The sequence below is a fragment of the Chitinophaga sp. Cy-1792 genome (genome assembly GCF_011752935.1).
In the GTDB taxonomy this organism is placed as follows: Bacteria; Bacteroidota; Bacteroidia; order Chitinophagales; family Chitinophagaceae; genus Chitinophaga.
The window spans coordinates 761592-779144 of the sequence record NZ_VWWO01000001.1 but is presented as its reverse complement, the minus strand read 5'-3'; the positions used below and the strand labels follow the sequence as shown (position 1 = coordinate 779144).

20 protein-coding genes are annotated in these 17553 nt (G+C 44.9%); 9 read left to right on the top strand and 11 right to left on the bottom strand.

The features are described 5' to 3' along the window. Positions 1–59 precede the first annotated feature (59 nt). Together F3J22_RS03270 and dusB are read right to left on the bottom strand one after the other, a co-directional pair. A complete protein-coding gene (locus tag F3J22_RS03270; protein WP_167014250.1) occupies positions 60–629 on the bottom strand; it encodes an NUMOD4 domain-containing protein in 570 nt (189 codons plus the stop codon). 42 nt (positions 630–671) lie between these two features. Next, positions 672–1742, bottom strand: a complete 1071-nt coding sequence (gene dusB, locus F3J22_RS03265) for a tRNA dihydrouridine synthase DusB (protein WP_167014248.1) — start codon at positions 1740–1742, stop codon at positions 672–674. A gap of 148 nt (positions 1743–1890) precedes the next feature. On the opposite strand from dusB, the gene F3J22_RS03260 reads away from it, so the two are divergent. From F3J22_RS03260 to F3J22_RS03240, 5 genes are all read left to right on the top strand, one after another. Continuing rightward, on the top strand, positions 1891–2817 hold the full coding sequence (locus F3J22_RS03260) for a CPBP family intramembrane glutamic endopeptidase (protein ID WP_167014246.1): 927 nt from the start codon (positions 1891–1893) through the stop codon (positions 2815–2817). 33 nt (positions 2818–2850) lie between these two features. Beyond that, positions 2851–3132 carry a DUF2007 domain-containing protein gene (locus F3J22_RS03255; RefSeq protein WP_167014244.1) on the top strand — a complete coding sequence of 94 codons (282 nt, stop codon included), beginning with the start codon at positions 2851–2853 and terminating at the stop codon, positions 3130–3132. 67 nt (positions 3133–3199) lie between these two features. Continuing rightward, positions 3200–4084 (top strand): phosphatidate cytidylyltransferase, encoded by an 885-nt coding sequence (locus F3J22_RS03250; RefSeq protein ID WP_167014242.1) that lies wholly within the window; start codon positions 3200–3202, stop codon positions 4082–4084. Positions 4085–4167: 83 nt separating this feature from the next. Then, complete coding sequence (locus F3J22_RS03245) at positions 4168–4818, top strand: phosphatidylserine decarboxylase family protein (protein ID WP_167014240.1); 651 nt, start codon at positions 4168–4170, stop codon at positions 4816–4818. A gap of 29 nt (positions 4819–4847) precedes the next feature. Next, a complete protein-coding gene (locus F3J22_RS03240) occupies positions 4848–5075 on the top strand; it encodes a hypothetical protein (RefSeq protein ID WP_167014238.1) in 228 nt (75 codons plus the stop codon). Between the two features lie 100 nt (positions 5076–5175). Here the strand turns inward: F3J22_RS03240 and F3J22_RS03235 are convergent, their stop codons facing one another. Then, a complete protein-coding gene (locus F3J22_RS03235; protein ID WP_167014236.1) occupies positions 5176–5871 on the bottom strand; it encodes a YjjG family noncanonical pyrimidine nucleotidase in 696 nt (231 codons plus the stop codon). A gap of 53 nt (positions 5872–5924) precedes the next feature. Between F3J22_RS03235 and F3J22_RS03230 the strand changes: the two genes are divergently transcribed. The 3 genes from F3J22_RS03230 (at position 5925) to F3J22_RS03220 (ending at position 9478) form a co-directional block, all read left to right on the top strand. Continuing rightward, positions 5925–6626, top strand: coding sequence for an SDR family oxidoreductase (locus tag F3J22_RS03230; RefSeq protein WP_167014234.1), 702 nt, complete (start codon positions 5925–5927; stop codon positions 6624–6626). Between the two features lie 103 nt (positions 6627–6729). Further along, positions 6730–8676: a BatD family protein gene (locus F3J22_RS03225; protein ID WP_167014232.1), complete on the top strand. Its 1947-nt coding sequence runs from the start codon at positions 6730–6732 to the stop codon at positions 8674–8676. A gap of 19 nt (positions 8677–8695) precedes the next feature. Next, positions 8696–9478 carry an SH3 domain-containing protein gene (locus tag F3J22_RS03220; RefSeq protein WP_167014230.1) on the top strand — a complete coding sequence of 261 codons (783 nt, stop codon included), beginning with the start codon at positions 8696–8698 and terminating at the stop codon, positions 9476–9478. A 74-nt stretch (positions 9479–9552) separates the two neighbouring features. Here the strand turns inward: F3J22_RS03220 and F3J22_RS03215 are convergent, their stop codons facing one another. The 8 genes from F3J22_RS03215 to F3J22_RS03180 form a co-directional block, all read right to left on the bottom strand. After that, a complete protein-coding gene (locus F3J22_RS03215) occupies positions 9553–10920 on the bottom strand; it encodes a Fic family protein (RefSeq protein ID WP_167014229.1) in 1368 nt (455 codons plus the stop codon). A 100-nt stretch (positions 10921–11020) separates the two neighbouring features. After that, positions 11021–11767, bottom strand: coding sequence for a LytTR family DNA-binding domain-containing protein (locus F3J22_RS03210; RefSeq protein WP_167014227.1), 747 nt, complete (start codon positions 11765–11767; stop codon positions 11021–11023). 110 nt (positions 11768–11877) lie between these two features. Further along, positions 11878–12687 carry a histidine kinase gene (locus F3J22_RS03205; protein ID WP_167014225.1) on the bottom strand — a complete coding sequence of 270 codons (810 nt, stop codon included), beginning with the start codon at positions 12685–12687 and terminating at the stop codon, positions 11878–11880. A gap of 215 nt (positions 12688–12902) precedes the next feature. Continuing rightward, the gene (locus tag F3J22_RS03200) at positions 12903–13613 is read right to left on the bottom strand and encodes a response regulator transcription factor (RefSeq protein ID WP_167014223.1); all 711 of its coding nucleotides are present in this window, start codon (positions 13611–13613) and stop codon (positions 12903–12905) included. A gap of 67 nt (positions 13614–13680) precedes the next feature. Then, complete coding sequence (locus F3J22_RS03195; protein WP_167014221.1) at positions 13681–14697, bottom strand: ATP-binding protein; 1017 nt, start codon at positions 14695–14697, stop codon at positions 13681–13683. Beyond that, complete coding sequence (locus F3J22_RS03190; protein WP_167014219.1) at positions 14697–15185, bottom strand: gliding motility lipoprotein GldH; 489 nt, start codon at positions 15183–15185, stop codon at positions 14697–14699. The genes F3J22_RS03195 and F3J22_RS03190 overlap by 1 nt, the downstream gene beginning before the upstream one ends. Before the next feature lie 15 nt (positions 15186–15200). Beyond that, positions 15201–16076: a YicC/YloC family endoribonuclease gene (locus tag F3J22_RS03185; protein WP_167014217.1), complete on the bottom strand. Its 876-nt coding sequence runs from the start codon at positions 16074–16076 to the stop codon at positions 15201–15203. A 60-nt stretch (positions 16077–16136) separates the two neighbouring features. After that, positions 16137–16733 (bottom strand): pseudouridine synthase, encoded by a 597-nt coding sequence (locus F3J22_RS03180; protein ID WP_167014215.1) that lies wholly within the window; start codon positions 16731–16733, stop codon positions 16137–16139. A 54-nt stretch (positions 16734–16787) separates the two neighbouring features. Between F3J22_RS03180 and F3J22_RS03175 the strand changes: the two genes are divergently transcribed. Beyond that, the gene (locus tag F3J22_RS03175) at positions 16788–17495 is read left to right on the top strand and encodes a Crp/Fnr family transcriptional regulator (protein WP_167014213.1); all 708 of its coding nucleotides are present in this window, start codon (positions 16788–16790) and stop codon (positions 17493–17495) included. Positions 17496–17553: the final 58 nt, after the last annotated feature.

The window sequence follows — 17553 nt, the reverse complement described above, 5'->3', positions numbered from 1 at the left end:
CACAGTGGTATGGCCTTTGTCAGACAACATCATATAGATCATTCCTGGCAAACCAGGCGTTAATCCAGTGTTACGTGCGACCAGTTTTCACCGCTTTTGATGCGATATAACTGCATTTCGCTGATATCAAACTGTTCTGCTATCTGTTTCATGGTTTTCTTACCGGGCTTGTTGAGCAGGCGTTTGATATTCTTCACTTTGGTAACATTCAGTTTCAGGCCTTTCAGTCTGTTACGTTGTTTTTCTTTATAAGCTTTTTTGGCAGGGCTGTTCTGCTGGTGGGCTTCCATTTCTTCTTTGGTGGCCCATTTCAGGTTACCTGCTTTGTTGTTTTTCTTGTCGTAATCGAGGTGGATCACATACCTATGTGCACGGCCGGGTCTTTTCACAAAAAGCTTTGCAACTTCTCTGTGCAGGTAGAGTGACTGGTAGCTGTCGGCGGGTTTAACATTCAAAACCGTATAGCCTTCAACGGTGGAACCCGTGAGAAGCTTACCATCTTCCGTACTTTCATGATAACTGATCACTCGGCCCATGTTTGAAACAGCGTATTTTTTACGCAGGGCAGATTTGTTTTTAATCTGTAAGTCTTTCCAGACTTCGTTTCTCAGATTTTTAATTGTGGTCATGTGAAAGTAATTTTTTATTTATTGGATTTCCGGGGTTAGCGTTTAACCATAAACGTTACAACCGGCCATTTTATCATCGGCCGGCAGAAAGTCATTCACGGCCACTTGGGGAGTTGTTGTTCTATCAAAAATATGATCTTTATATTGAATCACTACTGCGTCTAAGACTTCCTCTATTTCAGCTAATGTTTTTAAAGTTACTAATTGTTGTCTGAATTCCTTTATGTGAGGTAACCCTTTCAGATAATTAGTGTAGTGGCGGCGCATTTCGAGGATACCAACGACATCACCTTTCCACGCTACAGATTGGAGTAAATGTTTTTTACACACCTGTACTCTTTCCAAAACAGTTGGCAGAGGCAAATGTTCGCCGGTTTTCATAAAATGCTTTATCTCACGGAAAATCCACGGATATCCGATAGCGGCACGACCGATCATGATACCGTCCACACCGTATTTGGCGCGGGCTGCCACGGCCTGTTCCGGTGTGCTGATATCTCCGTTGCCGAAGATGGGTATATGAATTCTTGGGTTATTTTTAACTTTTCCGATGAGTGTCCAGTCGGCGCTGCCCTTATACATTTGGGTACGGGTACGGCCGTGAATGGAGAGGGCTTTGATGCCTACGTCCTGTAATCTTTCTGCTACCTCTTCGATGTTTTTGGTATTATCATCCCATCCGAGGCGGGTTTTCACCGTTACAGGGAGTTTGGTAGCTTTCACTACGGCAGCGGTAAGACTTACCATTTTAGGGATATCCTTGAGGATACCGGCGCCGGCGCCTTTACAAACCACCTTCTTTACAGGGCATCCAAAGTTGATGTCCAGCAGGTCGGGATTGGTAGCCTCCACGATCTGGGCGGCCATTGCCAGTGGTTCTTCATCGCCACCAAAGATCTGAATACCAACCGGGCGTTCGTAATCGAAGATGTCCAGTTTCTGACGACTTTTAATTGCATCACGGATAAGTCCCTCCGAAGAGATAAACTCCGTATACATGAGATCCGCCCCGTTATCTTTACAGACCGCGCGGAATGGGGGATCACTCACGTCTTCCATCGGCGCAAGTAAAAGTGGGAATTCCCCTAGTTCAATATTACCTATCTTCACCATAAAATTGTGAACCCTGGCCTATCTGGCAGTAGTTATTATTGTAATTACTTATATATTTTTAGCAAATGCAGCAGAGATATTGGGTTTACTGTTGCCGCATGCTTAATTTCACGCTGTAAATTTACGCATTTTAATAGAGTATTTAATTATGAACGGCTACCTAAAGCAGTATCCAGCAATATTACAGTTCGTTACAATTATAGGCTTCTTCGTAGGCTTCCTGGCATTATCCCTGCTGTTAATAACTCTTTTGTCTCCTTACCTTACCGGCTATACGGCGCTGGAGGTGCAGACGAAAGTCCTTACAGATCACAGTCTGATAGGCTCACAGCGATTAATACAAACAATATATACCTGCACGGCCTTCTTTGTACCATCGGCAATATTCTGCTACCTCTGGCAGCCCGAACCCGCTACCTACCTGGGTTTGAAGACCAGAAACTCTTTTATGCAAATTCTACTGGTAATCGTGTTATACTTCTGTGTAATGCCGTTTGCCAATGTGCTGGGAGAATGGAACCATACCTGGAACCTGCCTGCTTCTGCTTTTGACATACAACGGAGAAATGAGGAGCTGATCAAGGCAATGCTGTACATGCCTAAAATCAATGACCTGGTGCTGAATTTATTGTGCATGGCTGTGGTGCCCGCTATTGCAGAAGAATTATTGTTCAGAGGAGTTATACAACGGGTGATGATCAACATGACCCGCCAACGCTGGCTGAGTGTGGTATTCACCGGCATTATCTTTAGTGCCGTTCATGGCGAAATGCTGGATTTCCTCATGATTGCCTTGCTGGGCATGGTTTTGGGAGCCGTATACGTTCTCACAAATAATCTCTGGTTAGCGATCCTGATACATGCCGTCAACAATGGCTCTATGGTAGTCTACTCTTATCTGTACCAACATGGAAAATCCACCACTGACCCGATGAAAGACAGCCATATGCCATGGTACCTGGGCCTTGCCAGTTTAGTCGTTACCGTTGGATTATTCGCGGCGCTTTCCAGGCGCTCGCCGAACCAGATTCAGGTGGAAACCGTTACAGATGATGAGGAAGACCAAGAAAACTAAAAGTAGTAACTTGACAATCTAAAATGATCAACTATGGAAAAAGGATGGGTTAAAGTATTTGCCAGCGACCGCCCTTACGAAACTGAAATCGTAAAAGGTATGTTAACAGAAAATGATATAGAAGCGGTGATTGTGCCTAAACAATCATCTTCCTTTACCTTCACTATCCCTGGTCAGGTAGAGTTATATGTGCCTGAGGCTCAGGCCGAAGCAGCAAAAGCACTCGTAGCTTCCCATAACAACAAACCTACCGGCGATCCATATGAGATTGACGAAGAAGGAGAGGACAAAAAAGACGAAACAGATCACGAATAGTATTACCCGGCTGGCATTACCCGATTTTTTGCAGATTTTTGCGGCCATTAAATTTATCTGAGACCAAATGAAGACATTTTTTACCCGCACTGCATCAGCACTGGTTTTTGTGGCAGTAATGCTGGGAGGTATCCTATGGAGCCCGTTTACCTTTTTCCTGCTTTTTTTCCTGGTAAATGTCTTTGCCCTGCAGGAATATTTCAAGCTCATCGGTGAAATTGACCCTGACTATAAACAAAAAAGTTCCCTGCACCATTATGGGATCACAATAGCGAGCTGTGCTGTAATTACAGCTTTTACCAATAATTATTTCATGTTCAGCGGCATTTCTACCGGCTTTCTGGGCTGGTGGGTCGCTATCCTTTTCCTGATGGTACTGCCATTGGGAGAAATACTTTTTAGCAAGGACTTCTCCCTGAAAAACATCGGTTATTCAGCGATGGGCCTGCTGTATGTGACCATACCATTCAGTTTGCTGGTAAATATCCGTCTGAATGCCGAAAACATCCACTATACAGCGGATCAGGTGGGTACAGCGCCAGGCTGGTTAATACCATTGCTGTTGATCATCTTCATATGGATTAACGACACCATGGCTTATATCACCGGCTCTCTGATAGGCCGTACGCCATTTGCACCAGCAATTTCGCCCAAAAAGACCATTGAAGGTACATTGGGCGGGATGATCCTGGCGGTAGCCGCTGCCGGCATCTATGGTCATTTCTGGGGTGCTGACTATCTGGCATTACAACACTGGATGGCACTGGCCGGTATCGCCGCTGTATTTGGCACCATTGGCGACCTCATCGAGTCTAAGCTCAAAAGAATGGCAGGCGTAAAGGATTCCGGCAATATCATGCCCGGCCACGGCGGATTCCTTGACAGGTTTGATTCTATGCTGCTGGCAGCACCATTTGCATGGCTCTATGTACAGACATTTATGCTCCATTGATAAATTCGTATGCTGAAATTTTTGAATTGAAGTAACTTCGCACTGCGATTAAACCAATAAACAGACAAACAAATAAAAAAACAATGAAGATCCATCGTGAAGGATTTGCTACCATTTCTCTCGTATTCCTGGTTTTGCTGGTAATTAACGGAGCAGTATCCTACTGGTTCGATTCTCCGGTACTGACCTGGAGCCTCCTGGCCGTTTCTGTAGTATTTTTCCTGTTCATCGTGTCCTTTTTCCGGATACCTTCCAGACAAAATACCTCAGGCGATAACCTCGTAATTTCTCCCTGCGATGGTAAAGTAGTAGTAATTGAAGAAGTGTATGAACCTGAATACTTTAAAGATAAAAGACTCCAGGTATCTATATTCATGAGCCCTGCTAACGTGCATGTGAACAGGAACCCGATCAGTGGTCAGGTAAAGCTCTCCCAATACCATCCTGGTAAATACCTGGTGGCATGGCACCCTAAATCTTCTACAGAAAATGAAAGACATTCTGTGGTAATCGATAACGGTAAAACCGCCATCCTCGTACGTCAGATCGCCGGTGCACTGGCACGCAGAATCGTGAACTACCTGAAACCAGGTATGGAAGTAAAGCAAAACGAAGAAATGGGCTTCATTAAATTTGGTTCCCGTGTAGATCTTTACTTACCTTTAGGAACAGAGGTAACTGTGCAACTGGAACAAATCGTTAAAGGCCAGCAAACAGTTATCGCAAAACTCTAATCGATTTTCTTACCGGAAAATACTGAGCTATGAAAAAAATCGCTACACTGGCAGTTGCCACTCTTTTTGTTGCAGGAACTGTATTTGCACAGGAAAAAGCTAAAACGCAACCTGCTAAAAGTACCGCTAAAACTGAAAAGAAAGCTGATTGTCCGGCATCCTGCCAACAATCAGGCGCTAAGAAAAGCTGTTGCAAACAGCCTTCCAAAACAGCCGCAATGCGCGTTTCTGCTGCCAATAAGAAGACGACCAAATAACTCAGTCTGCATATTATTTAAAATGCCATCTTCGGATGGCATTTTTTATTTTATCCCGCCCTGGCGGGCAGATGCTGATCATCTGCCCAACCAGCAATATTTATAAAATACCCTGGATCTCTTTCAGACTATTAATGGTATATGTAGGGGTAAATTCAACCGGTGGCTTCGCCGGATTGAAATAGATCTGATCCATCCCAACACCGTGTGCTCCCTTGATATCCAGTTCCATCGCGTCTCCGATCATAATACTATCCGCAGCGGAAGTATCCGCTTTTGCCATCGCATAATCGAAAATTTCACGGTAAGGTTTGAGGCTACCGGCCAGCTCAGAGGTGATAATATGTGTAAAATATTTATCTATCCCTGAATTCTTCATTTTCAGCAACTGCGTAGACTCGAACCCATTGGTAATCATATGCATAGGGTAGTTTTTGGCAGCCAGGTAGTCCAGTGTTTCGATCGCATGCGGAAACAGCCTGTTTTTAGTTGGCAGAATATCCAGAAACTGGTTGGCAATGGCTTCATTCAGCTTTTCGTCGCCGATTTTAAAGTCGAGGAGGGTAAGTCTGAAACGTTTGAAGCGAAGATCGTTGCGGGTGATATATCCTTTTCTGAATCTATCCCAGAGGCGTTCGTTGTGACCTACATATGATTTCGAAAATTCCTGAAATGTTGGCACTCCCTTTTGTTGTAATCCATGTTCATCGTACAACTCCAGCAAGGTTTCCTGTTCATTTGTCTCAAAATCCCAGAGCGTATGATCCAGGTCAAAGAAAAGATGTTTGTATCTCATGATGCGCAAAGTTACGAAATTCAGTATTTTACTGTCTTTAACGAATAAAGACTATGAATGCAGTTATCACCGGCGCAAGTAAAGGAATAGGGAAGGCCATTGCAGAAAGGCTGGCAAAAGAAGGATTTAATGTGGCTATCTGTGCCCGGCATGAAGCAGCGCTTCAAGCTGCCCGGAGCAGCATCAGTCAGCAGAATCCGGCTGTTACCGTACTGGCGGAACAGGTAGATATGGGCAATAAAGCAGAGGTGCTGGCATTTGCCGAAAAAGTCAGATCACAATTTTCTACCATAGATATATTGGTCAATAATGCCGGCATATTCACGCCAGGTGCCCTTTTTGAAGAGGCTGACGGCTTGCTGGAGCAATTAATGGCAGTAAATGTATACAGTGCGTATCATCTCACCAGGGCATTATTACCTGACATGATGACTAAACGCAACGGACATATTTTTAATCTGTGCTCTGTTGCCAGCCATAAAGCCTACGCCAATGGCGGATCTTACAGTATTACCAAGCATGCTTTGCTGGGTTTCAGCCGCAACCTGCGGGAAGAAATGAAACCTTATGGGGTCAGGGTAACCAGTATCAGTCCGGGTGCTACCCTCACCGCCTCCTGGGATGGCTTTGAGGCGCCACCAGACAGAATGATGCCTCCGGAAGATATTGCCACCATCGTGTGGACCGCCTACACGCTCGCCAAACAGACAGTAGTAGAGGATATCGTACTACGTCCCGTTTTAGGAGATATTTAACATCATATATCATAATTTTTTAACTAACTTTTAACGGCGTCCGTACCGCATCCATGGCGGGTTTGGTTAAATTTGTTGACATAATATGATGGTCAGGTCTGATATGAGAAAATGTTTATTCTCCTTATTGTTTTTAGTAGGATTGGTAAACTGCGCATTCGCGCAGGATTTCCGTTTTACGACCACTGTGAGCCAGAATACAGTTGGGCTGGACGAGCCATTCCAGATTCAGTTTATGCTGGAAAACGGAGTGAACGTCACCAGTTTACAAGCTCCTAACTTCAAGGATTTCGACATTCTGCAAGGTCCCAGCCAGATGCAGGGACAGTCAATTATGAACGGACGCCGCTCCGATTATTTTGCATTCATTTATGTTTTGCAGGCCAAACATGTGGGAAGTTTTACTATCCCCGGGGCGGTAGCAAGAGTAAATGGTAACCTGGTAAAATCCAATCCTGTATTAATAGAGGTTAAAAAAGGTACGTCTACTGCAGGGCAGATGCAACAGCAACAGCTCCAGCAGCAACAACAACAGCAGCAGCAACAAAACCTGGGCGGCTACGCCCAGAGAGGCCGCGGCGATGAAGCCATGGACCCCGTATTGAAGAAAGGAGAGGATGTCAATGAAAAATTACGCAAGAACATCTTCGTAAAAGTAGATGTGGATAAAACCAATCTCTACGAAGGAGACCAGCTAACGGCAACGTATAAACTCTATACACGCCTGCCAACAAGTTCCAGCGTAACAAAAGTTCCTGCCTTCAAAGGATTTTCCGCTAAAGATATTGAACTTCCGAACCCGCCACAGGCAACGGAAGAAACGGTGAATGGTGTTCCCTATAAAGTATTCACCATTCGCAAAACATTATTGTTCCCACTGCAATCCGGCACCCTGGAACTCGACCCTGTAGAGGTAGACAACACGGTAAGGCTGGTGAAACTGGTGCCTAACAAGCGCCCCAAAGCAAAAGATCCGTTCGAAGACTTCTTCAATGACCCGTCATTTAAAGATCCGTTCTTTGACGATTTCTTCAATCGCCCGGATGTGGAAACAGTAGACGTCCCCTACAAAACCAAATGTAATCCGGTACAGATCAATGTGAAACCGCTGCCTGCAGATGGCCGCCCGGCGAGCTTCAATGGCGCTGTCGGTAAATTCACCATGCAAGCGGCAACCGATAAAACACAGCTCAGCACCGACGATGCATTAACACTGAAAGTAACGATCAGTGGCCAGGGCAACGTCAACCTGCTGAATACACCTAAAATAGATATCCCTTCAGGATTCGAGAAATACGATCCTAAAGTGACCGATAATATCGAGAAAAACAGCAACCCGTTGACGGGTAGCCGTACGTTCGAATTCGTACTGATGCCTACAGAAGCGGGACAACATATCATTCCGCCGGTAGAATTCTCCTATTTCGACCCGGCAGCTAATGAATATAAAACCGTTAAGTCGGCACCTTTCACAATTAACATCTCCCAGGGTAAAAAAGCCAAAGCTGATAAACAGGATTATGGCCTGAACAGAAATGAGCTGGTAGGCATTCAAACAGAAATACTGCCCTGGATAAAACAACATACCTGGTTTATTACCAGTATCTGGTTCTATATACTGTTATTAATTCCGGTATTGATATTCCTTGGCGTGGCTTATCTCAAGCGCCGCAAGGATTATAATACCACCAATGCGGCCCTCCTGAAGCATCGTTACGCCAATAAAGTAGCGCTGAAAAGACTGGAGCTGGCAGCCCGTTATCTCAAGGAAGGAAAAGACAAAGCCTTTTACGAAGAGACTTCCCGTGCTGTATGGGGCTATCTTAGCCATAAACTGAAGATTCCGTTTGCAGATCTCAGCAAGCAGCTGGTGCAGGATAAACTGGCAGCAAGAAGTATCAACGGTAGCAATACCAGCGATCTTTTTGCACTGATCGATAATTGTGAAGTAGCCTTATACGCACCAGGACAAGATAATACCCGCATGCAAGGCACCTACGAAAAAGCTGTTGGCATTATTACCAACCTGGAAAACGCATTGAAGAATTAATATAATAACAACCAGGCAAATGTTCTATACAAGAATGATCAGATCGTTATTACTGGCTATGGGCTTGCTTTTCGCCACTTGCTTTTCGCAAGTGATGGCACAGCAGGCAAATCCGCAACAACGTTTTGACGAAGCCAATAATCTTTATCGACAGAGTAAATTCACAGAATCTGCCAACGCCTATCAACAACTGATTGATGAAGGCTATGCCGAACGTTCCCTGTATTTCAACGCAGGTAACGCCTGGTATAAGGCCGGCAAAATAGGCGCTTCGGTATATGCTTACGAAAAGGCATTGCAGCTTTCCCCGGAAGATGCAGTCATCAAACACAATCTGGCCATTGCCAACCAGAAAGTGAACGGTTTCGTAGGGGAGTTACCGTTAGTATTCTTTCAGCAATGGTGGCTGAAGCTGCAACATATCCATAGCAGCAACGCATGGGCAGGTTTCTCACTGGCATTCTTCTGGTTACTGATAGCCGGCATGATCGTCAACCTCTTCATCCCCGGCCTGAAAAATAAATACCTCACCTGGGGCAATTACCTCTTTGGCATCTTATTCATCCTTCATTTGCTGATGGCGGTAGATACCTACAATATTGCCAATAACCACGACAACGGTATCGTCATGACAAGCACCGTTAAGGTGAAAGCCGCTCCTGATGATAATAGCAAGGATTTGTTTGAACTGCATGAAGGCATGAAGGTGAAAGTCCTGGACGCTACGAAAGAATTTTGCAAAATAGAAATGAATGACGGTAAGAACGGATGGGTAATCTGTAATGGTGTTAAACGGCTCTGACAGCGTATCCCGACGATTTAATCATCTACATAAAATAATATTGTAAGGCTGACCTGTTGGGTCGGCCTTTATTTTTACCCTTCGGGGTAGCTTGCAGCTAGTTGTTTGACTCTTTCGAAAATTCGCCTAATGGTTGTACTAACAATTGCCGTTCTGTCGTCCGATGTTAAATACTCATTATATTTCCATTCATTTACCTTCTCATTGTCAATTCCCACTTCATAGGAATGTGGTTGAAAGTTAATGGTGATCTTAGTCTGAACGGAAAAAGGTGTTACTTCTCCATGTAGGTAATCAACTAATTTTATTTCAATGCATATTTCTTTTACTAACTCTGTCAAAACATCTTCATGGTGGGAGTTATTGTAATCTTTTAATTTGTGCTCCATTTCCAGATTAAGCCCATCAGGCTCAGCTATCTTCACTCCGTTTAAAAGGACATCTAGACTATGGCGACGAAATAGGGGGTAAAAAACTGTAATATTCTCAGTTATTAATTTAATAAGATCTTCAATTTTACTGTTTTTGCATGCGTGATATATAGTTAAATTATATAAGTGGGCTATATCCGATGGCGAATCAAAACGCTGTCTTCTCCAACGGTTAATCACTTCCTTCAGTTCTTCCAGTTCATCCAGCATTCCGCCATTTGCCCCATCTATGTACAATTCCAGGCTCCAGATTAGTTGCTCACCGACATATTGTACAAAGGTATCAAGGTCTCCCACATCTGCCTGATTAAGCGCAAATAAATAGTTCTTTTTATCCGCTGATTTAATAATTGCAGGTGGGTAATTTGCTCTCAGCAAAACATAATTCATTAACAGACGCGAAAGACGGCCATTTCCATCATCAAACGGATGAATTCTCACAAACCTGTAATGTAAAAGTGCTGCAAGTTGAAGCGGATGAAGTTCTCCGGCTTCCTCTTCCATCCGGTACCAATTAATCATTTCTGCCATCATTGCCGGAGTGTCTTCCGGTGAGGCATAATGAAATATTGTTCCATCCAGCAATTTCACATGATTAGGCGCAGTTTTATATACACCGATTTGTATTTGTTTTCTGGACGGCTCCCCAGAGCCTGTTACAGCATCTCTCCAATATGGTCTGACGAGGAGGACTTCATGCAAATGCCTGATCGAGGATTCAGATAGTGGTCGTTCTTTATCAGCAGCCATTTCCTTCACCAATTCAAAAGCGACATCATGTGCCTTCATTTCTTCATATTCTCTTAAATCATGGTTTCCTGTCGTCTTATCAAACATAAACAACAACTTTGTTTCTCCATAGGTGAGTGTATTACCCTCAATATGATTGGAGTTGTAGTTAAATTCCAGGCGCACTTTTCTATTAATGCGTTCCTGAAATTCAGCTTTGATGGGCTGTAATGACCACAATTTTTCAACAAGCTCATTTATCTTTGAAATACTTTGAAGCATGGATGAGTGAATTAACTGCTGTAATGAAGTTCCCCAAAAAAAGCCAGACTCACAATAAAAATTGCTGCTTTTTGCCCTTCGGGCAGATATAGGCAGATGATTACATGCGCTCTATCCGCAGCAGGAAGTCCTGCTTTTTCTGGCGGGATACCGGTACACTCTGTCCGTCGCACATAATGATTTCGCCGCCATCGCCTTTGATGTATTTATCCATGAAGGAGAGGTTAACGATGTAGCAGTTATGTACCCTGAAGAAGGCTTTATCTTCCAGCATTTCTTCCATTTCTTTCAGGGTGCGGGAAGCAGAGAAGGAGTTGTCCTGTGAGCGGAGAAATACGTTGGTATTGGCGCCATCAGATTCGCAGTACAGGATATCGTTGACGATAACCATGCGCAGTCCTTCGGCAGTGGGCAGGGCGAGTCTTTCTGCCTGTTTGATATGCTGATGAAGTATTTCGACGAGGTGATCTACCTTTTTGGCAACTGGTTGTCCTATGTGTTCAATTGCTTTTTCCACAGCTTCCTGTAATTCATTCGCGTCGATGGGTTTGAGCAGATAATCCAGTGCGCTGTGGCGGATAGCCTGTACGGCATAGTGGTCGTATGCGGTGGTGAAGATCACAGCAAAAGTGCCTTTTTTACTGGCTTCCAGCACCTGGAAACCGTCCAGACCCGGCATTTCGACATCCAGGAATAACAGTTGCGGTTCGTATTTAACGATGGCTTCGAGTGCGGCCGTTCCATTACTACAGGTAGCCATTACCGAGATATTCGGACAGTTATTTTCCAGTAGTATACGAAGTACATCCCGACTATGTTTCTCGTCGTCCACAATGATGGCTCGCATGGGAGAATTGAAAAAGGTTGATATAGCTGATAAATAGTTGGAAACGCTTGTATTATCAGGCATTTCCGGATGGAAAAATTACGTCTTTTTTTCTAGTTATCCAAACTGGTTCAGCTAACCAGCGCCTGCCGGCAGGAGGTGTGGCGCATACTGATAACAATGCGGTTGCCGCAGGGGGCGGAGGTAGTATCTACCAGTTGTTGTGTGGAGATGCTGGCCTTCATCTGATAGCGTTCGCTCATCATGTAAAGCCGCTCGGACGCAATATCTATACAGTGAACGAGCCGTTCGCTGGTATCATCCAGCAGTTTCATTTCCGGCTCTCCGTTATCTTCTACCGTAATAAAAATCCTGTCATCATCTCTGTCGATACAGATGTTCAGCTCGCCGCCGCCTTTTTCCGGGCGGAGGAGCAGGCGTTGCCAGATGGCATACTGAACATAGGGCTGAATGATCAGGGGTGGAATGAGGCTGTTATGTGGCGCTATATCAGGGGCTATTTGCAGCTGGTATTGAAACTGCTGATCAAATCGTAGCTGTTCCAGCTGCAGGTAGAGTTCCAGCGCTTCCAGGTCTTCGTGGAGTGTCACCCATTCTTTATTGAAGTTAGACATCACCATTCGCATCAGTCGGGAGAAGCGGGTGAGGTAGAGCGATGCCAGGTCGGTGCTGGTGGTAAGAATATAATGGTGGATAGCATTGAGGCTATTGAAGATGAAGTGTGGGTCCAGCTGGGCCTGGAAGGCATGAATTTCCAGGTTGATCATGGCTTGCTGCTGGGTAATTTCTTTGGCGGAGGCGCGGCGTATCTTTCTTTCTCTTAAAAAGAAAAGAATCAGGAGCGTAAGGGTACTGGCGAGGAAAAAAGCCCAGTATGGCCAGGCAACTCCCAGAAATACATCTGTTAAAATATGTGCCACCTTCAGAGTTATAGAGGGAGAATGCGTGTCCCGAATTTAAATATCGGGCAAAACGGCACTAAAGTGAAGTAGCAATTTATACTAGGCAGAAAATAGGCAGAAAGCGGTTACAATCAGCGGAAAACTGGTTATATAAAAAAGCTGACCGGAAGCAGATGCCGCTGTTAGGGCCCAAATGCTTGCTGGTCAGCCTTTTACAATGTTTTTATGAAGGATCAGGCTTCTGTGAATTTATAGCCGACGCCACGTACAGAGTGGAAGTATTTGGAGTTGCGGCTATCTTCTTCGAAGTATTTCCTGAAGTTCAGAATAAAGTTATCGATCGTTCTCGTAGTAGGGTAGACGTTATATCCCCATACTACCTGCAGGATTTTTTCACGGGTAACTACTTCGCCTTTGTTTTCTATGAGGAGTTTGAGGAGCATGGCTTCTTTTTTACTCAGCTCATAGTGTTTACCGTCTTTGCCGATACATTCCTGTGCGGCGAAGTCGATGGTGTTGTTACCGAATTTATATACGTTAGGAACGCTGTCTTTATCCTGTATTTTTTTGTTTTTAACGATCAGCTTTTCAACGCGGAGGAGTAATTCTTCCAGGTTGAAGGGTTTGGTCATGTAGTCGTCGCCGCCTTTTTTGAGGCCGAGTACTCTGTCGGCGCTGCTATTTTTAGCGCTAAGGAAGAGAATAGGTACTTCATTATTCTGGATCCGGATATTTTCGCAAACGGCGATGCCGTCCATTTCCGGGAGCATGATATCCAGTATGATGAGGTCGAAATATTCGTTTTTTACTGCCTTGAGGGCAGCAGTACCATTATCCACAGCGGTTACTTCATATCCTTCCAGCTCCAGGTTCAGCTTCAGCGCTTCCTGGAGGTTCTCTTCGTCTTCAACCAGTAGTATTGATGCCTTTGTAGCTTCCTTCATGAGTATATATTTGATTGTAAGTCAAATGATGGGATTAAAGGGCTGCCAATTAATCCGTTGATTAAATTTACGCCGTTTGAATGGAATAATTCGTCCATGTTATATCAAAGCAGGCGCCGGAAGGTTTATTGTCCAGTACTTCTATAGTTCCGTTGTGTTGCTCTACAATTTTAGCGGTCAGGAACAGGCCCAGCCCGGAACCTTTTGCTTTCCTTGTATTTTCGTTGCCTACGCGGTAAAACTTCAGGAAGATTCTTTCTTTTTCTTCATCAGGGATACCAGGACCTTCGTCAATGACCTGTAATCTGAGTTGTTTGTTTTCTTCAAACAGCTTTACATAGATGGTACTGTTACGCGGTGCATATTTGGCAGCATTTTCCACAAGGTTACTGAGTACGATGTGTAACATCAGCTTGTCACCTTCCATCCATACCCCCGGCAAAATGCTTGCCTGAATGTCATGTGTGCCAATTCGTCCGCCTAATTCCTTAATTCCTGCCTCAAAGATGGCGGAAATATTCAATGGCTCCTTAAACAGCTGGTATTTATGGGTTTCCAGCTGGGCTGCCAGCAGGATATTATTACAGAGTTGATCGAGGCGGTTGGTTTCGCGGATGGTATTGTCTATAAGTCTGGTTTGCTTTTCTTCATCCAGCTTATGTTTGCGTATAGTTTCCAGGTTTAGCTTGGCGGCGGCGATGGGCGATTTCAGTTCATGGGTGACTGCCATCATAAAGTTTTGCTGTTGCCGGCTAAGTTTCATGTACTTCAGTACTGCCCTGAATACGAAGCCTGCGCCCATGAGTATGATACCCAGGAAGGTAAGTCCTTCGCCCAGGTATTTGAAGGAGCGCATTCTTTCGTCCTTCTGAATACGCTGAAATTCTATTTGATATTCAACGGGTTGCGTAAGACTATCGGTACGAAGTTTCAGGTTTTGCAGTTCGAAAGTGGTGATCTGATGACTCTGGCGGAGCAACAGGATTCCCCACCATACCAGTGCTGCCACTGTATATGCCAGAACGAGCAAATAAAGGAAGGAGACAGATTTGCCTCCCTGCATGTAGTTAAAGAATCTTTTCATCACGGCCGCTTGCCGGCTTTCTCAATCCGCAGACCGACATTCATCACATTGGGGAGCGGATTTTGCCGCATATTTTGTTCAAAAGATATTTTGTAAGTACCCGGTTTGTCGAAGATGGCATTCCGTTGAATAGGAACACGATGTTCATAGATATCGTCTATACCGCTGCCTAACCATTTTCCGGAGGCTTCTGCCAGCGGGAGTTCGACGCGTTGACTTTGCGGGATACTATCGCCGGGATATTGCGTACCTACCAGCAACCAGAGGTTACTATAGGGATAGGCGGCAGTATGCCGGACGTTGACGTATATATTATACAGCCAGGCTGTATCTTCCGGTTCGAATTTTACTTCAAAAGAAGGCTTGTAATCATAGGCCCAGTCGTGCCCTGGAATTTCCAGGTTTTTCTCGTAGGCATCCATTTTAGGAGGCTTGCAGGCGGCAGCCAGTAAAAAAAGGCCTGCGGTTACCAGGAGTAATCTCTTCATAAGGTGTTCGCCTTACTATAAAACGTTTAATACTTGTTCTTTTGCTTTCTCCAGTTCATCCTTCATTAAAACCACCCACTGCTGGATACCTGCGTCGTTTGCTTTGGAGCCGGTTGTATTGATTTCGCGGCCAACTTCCTGCAATACGAAGCCCAGTTTTTTACCTTTAGCCGGGTCACCTTCTTTAATGATTTCCTTGAAATAGCGGCAGTGATTTTCCAGGCGGGAAAGTTCTTCAGAGATATCCAGTTTTTCCAGATAGAAGATCAGTTCCTGTTCCAGGCGGTTGCTGTCTACATTTTCTTTGCCTACATGTTCGGCGAGTAAGCCTTCCAGGCGCTGACGGATACGGTCTTTACGGAGCGGGTCCAGTTCTTTTACCTTCACCATGTAGGTTTCAATGTTTTCAATGCGGGTCATCAGGTCAGATTCCAGCATTTTACCTTCATCCTGTCTGTGTGCATCGAGGTCCTGAAGTGCAGCCTGTAATGCTTCTTCCACATCTTTCCATTCCTGTTCAGCGATCTGTTCGGTGGCAGGGGATACTACTTCCGGCAATTTCATCAGGATGTTGAGCATATCACCCTGTGGCAGTTCTAGCTGATTAGCCAGCATGGTGATGGACTCATAGTAGTACTTAGCCAGGTCGGTGTTGATAACAACCGGGCGGGTAGCACCATTCTGACGAATATTGATGGTAGCATCGAGGGTACCGCGTTGCAGTACCTGTTGCATTTGAGAACGGATCTCAAATTCGTAGGGTTTCAGCAAAGGAGAAAACTTCAGATTCACCTCAAACTGCTTTCCGTTGAGCGACTTGATCTCCACCACAATTGTTGTTTCGCCTCTCGTGCTCTCCGCCCTTCCGAAGCCAGTCATTGATTTCAGCATAATAGAAATTTGTAGGCAACAAACCTAGTTAAATAAGCGCAGAAAGCCAAAAGCATAAAATCATAATGCCGGCAGTCTGAGTTTTTTATATATCTCCTCTTTACTGAGGGTGATCATATCACCGGAAGCCATTCCGGCTATATTGATTTCTTCGATGCGGTAACGGACAAGCCTCAACGTAGGGAAGCCCACAGCAGCAGTCATTTTACGTACCTGCCTGTTCTTGCCTTCCCGTAATGTCAGGCTGATCCAGGGCGCAGGAATACTCTTCCTGAAACGGATAGGAGGGTTCCTCGGCGGCAAAGCAGGCTCTTCAGTAAATAATTGCGCCTTGCACCGATGGGTCTGGTACATTTTTCCATCCACATTTATCTGCACTCCCTGTTGCAATTTATTAACAGCCGCCTCAGTAACAGCACCATCTACCTGCACCCAATACTCCCTTTCATGTGCATGACGGGGAGATAACAGCCGGTGATTCAATGCTTTATCATTTGTCAGTATGAGCAGGCCTTCACTATCATAATCAAGGCGTCCCACAGGATATACGTCAGAAGGTACTTTGAAAAAATCAGCCAGACAAGCTTTATTTCCTTCCGGTGTAAATCTTGTTAATACCTCATATGGTTTATAAATTACATAATAATTAAACGCCACAAGACCTTTGCTTTGGTTAAGGAGCCGTAAATTAGTACATTTGCATGATTCGATATGAGTATACCTAATAATCCTTCGTGCGAGAAATGTAAAGATCGCTTTTCGTCGATCTTTTGCAAAGCTGACCAAACCAATCTTGAACAGATTGATGCGGCCAAAGTTTGCTCTTCCTACAAGAAGGGGCAGGTCATCTTCCATGAAGGTGCCTATCCATTCGGTGTATTCTGTATCAACGATGGAAAAATAAAACTCTCCCACAGCGGCGACGACGGTCGTGAACAAATCGTTCGCCTCGTTAAAGCAGGCGATATCATGGGGTATAAAGCCCTCCTCAGCAATGAGCGCTATACCGCCACCGCTACCGCACTGGAAGATTCTTCCATCTGCTTTATTCCGAAAGACCTGTTCCTTGGCATTCTCCAGAAAGATGCTTCTATGTCTTTCGAAATGATGCGCATCTTATCCAGTGAATTACGCAAAGCCGAATTAAAGATCACCCACCTGGCCCAGAAGCCGGTGAGAGAACGCCTTGCAGAAACGCTGCTCTTCATCAGGGAAACCTACGGCCTCGAACCTGATGGCCAGACCCTGAATGTCCGCCTCTCCAGAGAAGAAATCGCCAACCTGGTAGGTACTGCCACTGAATCTGCTATCAGATTACTGTCTGAATTCAAAAAAGACGGTATGATTGAACTCGACGGCAAGAAAATCCGCCTCCTCGACGTTCCGCAGATCATCAGAACAGCTAACCTGCACGACTAATCCTGATATTTATCATTTTCTGCCTTGACACTTGTCATTGTGCACCCCACGCATCCCG